This is a genomic window from Actinocorallia lasiicapitis (genome assembly GCF_054778695.1).
This window is the reverse complement of record NZ_BAAGZI010000358.1, coordinates 1-6,151: the sequence shown is the minus strand read 5'-3', so window position 1 is coordinate 6,151 and position 6,151 is coordinate 1. Positions and strand designations below refer to the sequence as shown.

The 6,151-nt window shown below is 70.2% G+C and carries 6 protein-coding genes; 3 read left to right on the top strand and 3 right to left on the bottom strand.

Annotated elements, in window-relative coordinates:
* The coding region (valS, locus tag ACYVE7_RS27450) for a valine--tRNA ligase (protein WP_460368574.1) at positions 1–2,407 on the bottom strand (2,407 nt) is incomplete at its 3' end.
* 113 nt (positions 2,408–2,520) lie between these two features.
* Here valS and ACYVE7_RS27445 point away from each other — a divergent pair.
* Both ACYVE7_RS27445 and ACYVE7_RS27440 read left to right on the top strand, forming a co-directional pair.
* A complete protein-coding gene (locus ACYVE7_RS27445) occupies positions 2,521–2,814 on the top strand; it encodes a DUF4235 domain-containing protein (RefSeq protein ID WP_460368573.1) in 294 nt (97 codons plus the stop codon).
* A gap of 105 nt (positions 2,815–2,919) precedes the next feature.
* Complete coding sequence (locus ACYVE7_RS27440; RefSeq protein WP_460368571.1) at positions 2,920–3,519, top strand: maleylpyruvate isomerase family mycothiol-dependent enzyme; 600 nt, start codon at positions 2,920–2,922, stop codon at positions 3,517–3,519.
* Positions 3,520–3,556: 37 nt separating this feature from the next.
* Here ACYVE7_RS27440 and ACYVE7_RS27435 read toward each other — a convergent pair whose 3' ends face one another.
* Both ACYVE7_RS27435 and ACYVE7_RS27430 read right to left on the bottom strand, forming a co-directional pair.
* A complete protein-coding gene (locus ACYVE7_RS27435) occupies positions 3,557–4,396 on the bottom strand; it encodes a hypothetical protein (RefSeq protein WP_460368570.1) in 840 nt (279 codons plus the stop codon).
* A 6-nt stretch (positions 4,397–4,402) separates the two neighbouring features.
* The gene (locus ACYVE7_RS27430) at positions 4,403–4,699 is read right to left on the bottom strand and encodes a DUF4193 domain-containing protein (RefSeq protein WP_344830652.1); all 297 of its coding nucleotides are present in this window, start codon (positions 4,697–4,699) and stop codon (positions 4,403–4,405) included.
* Between the two features lie 552 nt (positions 4,700–5,251).
* Here ACYVE7_RS27430 and ACYVE7_RS27425 point away from each other — a divergent pair.
* Positions 5,252–6,151: serine/threonine-protein kinase (locus ACYVE7_RS27425; protein WP_460368568.1), on the top strand; the 900-nt coding region annotated here is incomplete at its 3' end.

The window sequence follows — 6,151 nt, the reverse complement described above, 5'->3', positions numbered from 1 at the left end:
CGCCCGCGCCGTGCGCGACGGCCAGGGCGACCTCGGCCTTCATCGACGTCCGCGCCTGGGACTTGGCACGCCGGATCTGCCGCAGCGCCTCGGCCGTGTACCGCAGGACGTCGCCGTCACCGCCCTCGGGCAGCTCCGCGCTGTCCGGCCAGGCGGCCCGGTGGACCGAACCCTCGCGCCACCACGACCAGACCTCCTCGGTGACGTACGGCAGGATCGGCGCGAACAACCGCAGCAGCACCGAGAGCGCCAGCCGCAGCGCGCCCCTGGCCGCGGCGCCGCCCTCGCCTTCGCTGTAGGCGCGCTGCTTGACCAGCTCCAGGTAGTCGTCGCAGAACTGCCAGAAGAACTGCTCGGTCCGCTCCAGCGCCCGCGTGTGGTCGTAGGAGTCGAACGCCGCCGTCGCTTCGTCGACGACCTCGCCGAGCAGCGCGAGCATCCCGGCGTCGATCGGCCGCAGCCGCTCCAGTGACGCCTCCCCCGCCAGCCCCAGAACGAACTTCGAGGCGTTGAGGATCTTCATCGCGAGCCGCCGGCCGACCTTGATCTGGCCGGTGTCGAAAGCGGTGTCGGTGCCGAGCCTGCCGTTGGCCGCCCAGTAGCGGACGGCGTCCGAACCGTGCTCCTGCAGCAGCCCGAGCGGGGTGACGACGTTCCCGACCGACTTCGACATCTTCTTCCGGTCGGGATCGAGGATCCAGCCCGACAGCGCGACATCGGTCCACGGCAGCGAACCGTTCTCCAGATCGGCGCGGACGACCGTCGTGAACAGCCACGTCCGGATGATGTCGTGGCCCTGCGGCCGCAGATCGAACGGGAAGACCCGCGCGAACAGATCGGGGTCGCGCTCCCAGCCGCCCGCGATCTGCGGGGTGAGCGAGGAGGTCGCCCAGGTGTCGAAGACGTCGGGATCGCCGACGAAGCCGTCGGGTTTGCCGCGCTGCTCCTCGCGGTAGCCGGGCGGGACGTCGCTCGACGGGTCGACGGGCAGCACGTCCTGCGCCGGGACGATCGGCCGGGTGTGGTCGGGCTCGCCCGAGGCGTCGAGCGGGTACCAGACCGGGATCGGGACCCCGAAGAACCGCTGCCGCGAGATCAGCCAGTCGCCCGCCAGCCCCTCGACCCAGTTCTCGTACCGCGACCGCATGAACGCCGGATGCCACGACAGCTCCCGGCCGCGCTCCAGGTACCGCTCCCGCCGGGCGGCGTCACGGCCGCCGTTGCGCAGATACCACTGGCGAGTGGTGACGATCTCCAGCGGCCGGTTGCCCTTCTCGTAGAACCCGACGGGCCGGACGACCGGCCGCGGCTCCCCGACCAGCTCCCCGGACGCGCGCAGCAGCTCGACGACCCGTTCCTTCGCCGAGTGGACGGTCTTGCCCGCCAGCTCGTCGTAGGGCGACGCCCCGACACCGGGCGGCGGGGCGGCGGCCAGCCGGCCGTCCCAGCCGATGACCGGCCGGATCGGCAGGTCCAGCTCACGCCACCAGATGACGTCGGTGGTGTCGCCGAACGTGCAGACCATGACGGCGCCGGAGCCCTTCGCCGGATCGGCCAGCGGGTGCGGCAGGACCGGGACGGAGACCCCGAACAGCGGTGTGACGACCGTGCGGCCGAACAGCGCCTGGTAGCGCTCGTCGTCGGGGTGGGCGACCAGCGCGACGCACGCGGGCAGCAGCTCGGGCCGGGTGGTCTCGACGAAGACGTCGCCGTCGGGGCCGTGGAAGGCGATCCGGTGGAAGGCGCCCGGATGGTCGCGGTTCTCCAGCTCGGCCTGGGCGACGGCCGTGCGGAACGTGACGTCCCAGAGGGTCGGCGCTTCGGCCAGATAGGCCTCGCCGCGGGCCAGGTTCCGCAGGAACGCCTGCTGGGAGACCGCGCGGGACCGCGCGCCGATCGTCGAGTACAGGTAGGACCAGTCGACCGACAGGCCGACCCGCCGCCACATCTCCTCGAACGCCTTCTCGTCGACCGCGGTCAGCCGCTCGCACAGCTCGATGAAGTTCCGGCGCGAGACCGGGATCTGCTGTTTGCCGGGCTTTTCGGGCGGCTCGAACGACGGGTCGTAGGGGACGGACGGGTCGCAGCGGACCCCGTAGTGGTTCTGGACGCGCCGCTCGGTCGGCAGCCCGTTGTCGTCCCAGCCGATCGGGTAGAAGACGCTCTTGCCGCGCATCCGCTGGAACCGGGCGATCGCGTCGGTGTGGGTGTAGGAGAAGACATGGCCGACGTGGAGCGAGCCTGAGACCGTCGGCGGCGGGGTGTCGATCGCGTAGACCTCGGCGCGCGGCCTGGTCCGGTCGAAGGCGTACGTGCCCGCGGACTCCCACGCTACGGCCCACTTCTCCTCGAGTCCGTCGAGGGAGACCTTCTCGGGGACGGCGGGCGTGGTCGTGTGTGGAGTCATGCGCTCCAGGATATTGACAGGACCCGCGATCGCAGGGTTATTAACAGCCGCCCGGGGGATCTAGCGGAGATCGCGATAGCGTCGGATCCGACGGACGCAACGGAAGGACGACGATGTCTCACAAGCCGGAAATCGGCTGGAAGGTCTTTGCTGGGGTCGCCGGGATGGCCGGCGGATTCGCGGCCCGCAAGGCCATCGAGTTCGCATGGCGCAAGGGCACCGGCAAAGAGCCTCCGGTCAACCCCGAGGACCCGGGCGTGCGCCTGGCTGACGCGCTGGGGTGGGCGATCCTCATGGGCGTCGGAATGGAGGTCACCCGCGTGCTGATCAGCCGTGCGGCGGTCCGCCAGTGGGAGACCAGCACCGGCGCGCTCCCCGCGCACCTGATCAAGGATCTGCAGGACTGAACTGCAGGACTGAACTGCGGGACTGATCCGCGGGAGGGGCCCACTGGCCCCGTCCGCGACGTCTGCATAGGGTGGCGGTCCGAGCCGTGTTGGAAGGAACGTCAATTGATCGCTGAACTGCGCGCCGAACGACACCGGCTGATCGCCACCCTGGACTCCCTGCCCGACGAGCGGTTCGACCACGGAGCCACCCTCTGCACCGAATGGGCCCCGCGCGACGTCCTCGGCCATGTGATCGGGCTCGACTACTTCCTGGCCTCCTACCGGAACGTCCTGGTCGGCGATCCGCGGGCGGCGGGCGCGCGCCTCGACGCCGCCAACGCCGCGCAGGCCGAGACGGCACGGAAACTGAGCCGTGAACGGCTGATGGCGTGGGCGGCGCACTGGGCCGACCACCCGACCGCCACCTCGAAACTGGGCGCGCCGCTCCTGCTGGGCGATCTGGCCATGCACCACCAGGACGTGCTCCGCGGGCTCGGACTCGAACGCGAGGTGCCCGACCGGGCGGCGTCGGCGATCCTGCTGGAGGGGCTCCAGCTCAGCGTCTGGCTGAACCGCAGGGTCTTCAAACACCGGATCGTGCCGACGGACGGCGGCCGTCCGGTCGGCCGCCGCGGCGCCCCCGAAGTCCTGGGCACCCGTGAGGCGCTCGGCCTCTGGCTGGCCGGCCGCGACACCGTCACCGCCGACCTCATCTTCGCCTGAAGGCGGCTTCCCCTGAAGGACGGTTCCGCCTGAACGGCTAGGCAGGGGGCGGGGCGGGGGGCGGCAGTTTGAGCACGCCACTCTCCCCGATGGTCTTCGTGCTCGCGGTGCCGTAGCGGGTGAGATCCCCGCGGACCTTCTCGGCGAGTTTCTTGGTCGCGGCCCGGTTGAGCGTGCCGCCCGCCACCGCGCCGGTGAGGAACGGGCCGAGCGTGGTGAGACTGCGACCGAACGTCTTCAGCATCCGCTTGCGCAGCGCCGACTTGGCGGCGCCGCCCAGGCCCACGCTCAGCGAGCCCGAATCCAGCGGGTTGACCCCCCGCTGCTTGGCCCAGGCCGTCACATAGACCATGGCGCGCTGAGCGGTGCTGCCCTGGATCTGCACGCCGTGCACTTCGTGCAGTTCCGCGATCATCTTGGTCTCGATGGCCGCGACGACCAGGGTCTCCGCGACGATCTGCGCGGGGGCCGTCAGCAGCAGGGGCGGCGCGACGAACTCGACCGCCGCCAGCGCACCGGCCGCCGCTCCAACGGCGGTCGTGGCGTTCACGGCATTGCGGGTCAGCTCCTCGGCCAGCATCTCCGGCGTGAGTCCCGGATGGTGAGCCTTCAGTGTCTCCAGGTCCCGGAAGGGGATCCGCGGGGCCACATCGGTGAAGATCTCGGCCAACCAGCGACCGCCCGCCAGGCCTTTGACCCCCGCCTGCTTCGCGCTTGCCGAAAGCACACGGGTGAGCCTGGCGAGCAGCCTGCCGCGGGTCTCCTTGTCCAGGTCGTCCCCGGACAGGCGACCCACCAGCTCGCCGATCTCCGCGCGCCGTTCCAGTGACGGCTCCGCGGAGGCGTTGTCGTCGACCTCACCGTCGTCCTGGGACATGACGGATCAGGCCGCGCACTCGGTGCAGACCGGCTCGCCGTTCTTCTCCTTGGCGAGCTGGCTGCGGTGGTGGACCAGGAAGCAGGAACTGCAGGTGAACTCGTCGGCCTGCCGCGGGATGACCTTGAAGGTCAGTTCCTCGTTGGACAGGTCGGCGCCCGGCAGCTCGGCGACCTCGCCGGCGTCCAGGTCCTCGTCGATGATCCCCGCCGACTTGTCGGTACGGCGCGCCTGCAGTTCCTGCAGGCTGTCCTCACCCAGGTCGTCGTCGGTCTTGCGTGGGCTGTCGTAGTCGGTGGCCATTCTTTCTCCATCCCCCTCTGTTGCCTGCTGGGGCGCCGCCCAGAGGCTCCGTCCTCTTTATGCGCCCCGTCGCGCGGATGTAACGCTCGACGGGGCAATCTTGTGCCCGGATCGGGCGGGAAATTCTGTCACGGTTTGTGACTCGCAACACACGAGGCGCAACAAACCACTCCGGTGACTCTGCTCACGCCGCGCGGTGTACGCGCCCGAAAAGCCCGGCCCACAAAGCGATACGCGCTCCCCGAGAGAACCTTTTGGGAGCGCTGCCGCGGCGGGGATCATACCTGGGAACGGCCGTGCTGCGAGTCATCAACCGGCCAGGCCCCCGAAAAAAGCCTGCGAGAGCATGGTTGCTGTGGCGAACAACACCCCGGCGACCGCCGTCTGACCAGACAGGAAGCTCGACAAAAGCACAGAAGCAGATATGGCGCTCATACGTCCTACGTAACGCGATATCGTCGCGGCCTGAATGCATCAAGCCGTGTGCATCCATGACCTGGGAGGGGTCGAATGCCGAAGTACGCTCCACTGGAGCCCGGTGACCCGACTTCGTTGGGCTCTTACGAAGTCGTCGGCCGCCTCGGCGCCGGTGGGCAGGGCGCCGTCTATCTGGGGCGGACCGGCGCCGCCGGCTGGGTCGCCATCAAGTTCCTCCACGCCCAGATGAACGCCGACCCGCAGGCGCGCGCCCGGTTCGTCCGCGAGGTCGCCGCGGCCAAGAAGGTCAAGCCGTTCTGCACCGCCCAGATCATCGAAGCGGACGTCGACAGCGACAAGCCCTACGTCGTCACCGAGTTCATCGACGGGCCGTCCCTGCACGACCTGGTCGCCCAGCAGGGCCCGCGCGGCGAGACCGAGCTGCGGCACCTGGCCATCGGGATGCTGACGGCCCTCGCGGCGATCCACGAGGAAGGGATCGTCCACCGCGACTTCAAGCCGAACAACGTGCTGATCGCCGATGACGGCCCGCGCGTGGTCGACTTCGGCATCGCCAGGACCGTCAACTCCCAGGAGAGCGCGGTCACCGCGACCGGCATGGTCGTCGGCACCCCCGGCTACCTGGCGCCCGAGCAGCTCACCGGCGCCCCCCTCCAGTCGACGGTCGACATCTTCGCGTTCGGCGCGACCATGGTCTTCGCCGCCACCGGCCAGTCGCCGTTCGAGGCCGAGACCCTGCCCGTCATCATCAACCGGATCCTCAACGACGAGCCCGACCTGTCGGCGCTGCCGGAGTCGCTGCGGCCGGTGATCGCCCGCTGTCTGGCCAAGGACATGGCGCAGCGGCCCGCCGCGATCGACGCGCTGACCGATCTGATGCCGAGCCTGCGGGACCTGCGCAGCAGGGGCGGCCAGGGCGCGTCGACCGACGAGGTGCTCCAGCAGGGCACCCAGATCGCCTCGCAGCTCCCCACGCCGCCGCCGCGGCACACGCCCGCGCCGCAGCCGTTCGCG

Excerpts from the sequence above, each read along its gene's own strand:
- ACYVE7_RS27445 (WP_460368573.1), top strand. The coding sequence starts at position 2,521 with ATGTCTCACAAGCCGGAAATCGGCTGGAAGGTCTTTGCTGGGGTCGCC.
- ACYVE7_RS27435 (WP_460368570.1), bottom strand. The coding sequence starts at position 4,396 with ATGTCCCAGGACGACGGTGAGGTCGACGACAACGCCTCCGCGGAGCCG.
- ACYVE7_RS27430 (WP_344830652.1), bottom strand. The coding sequence starts at position 4,699 with ATGGCCACCGACTACGACAGCCCACGCAAGACCGACGACGACCTGGGT.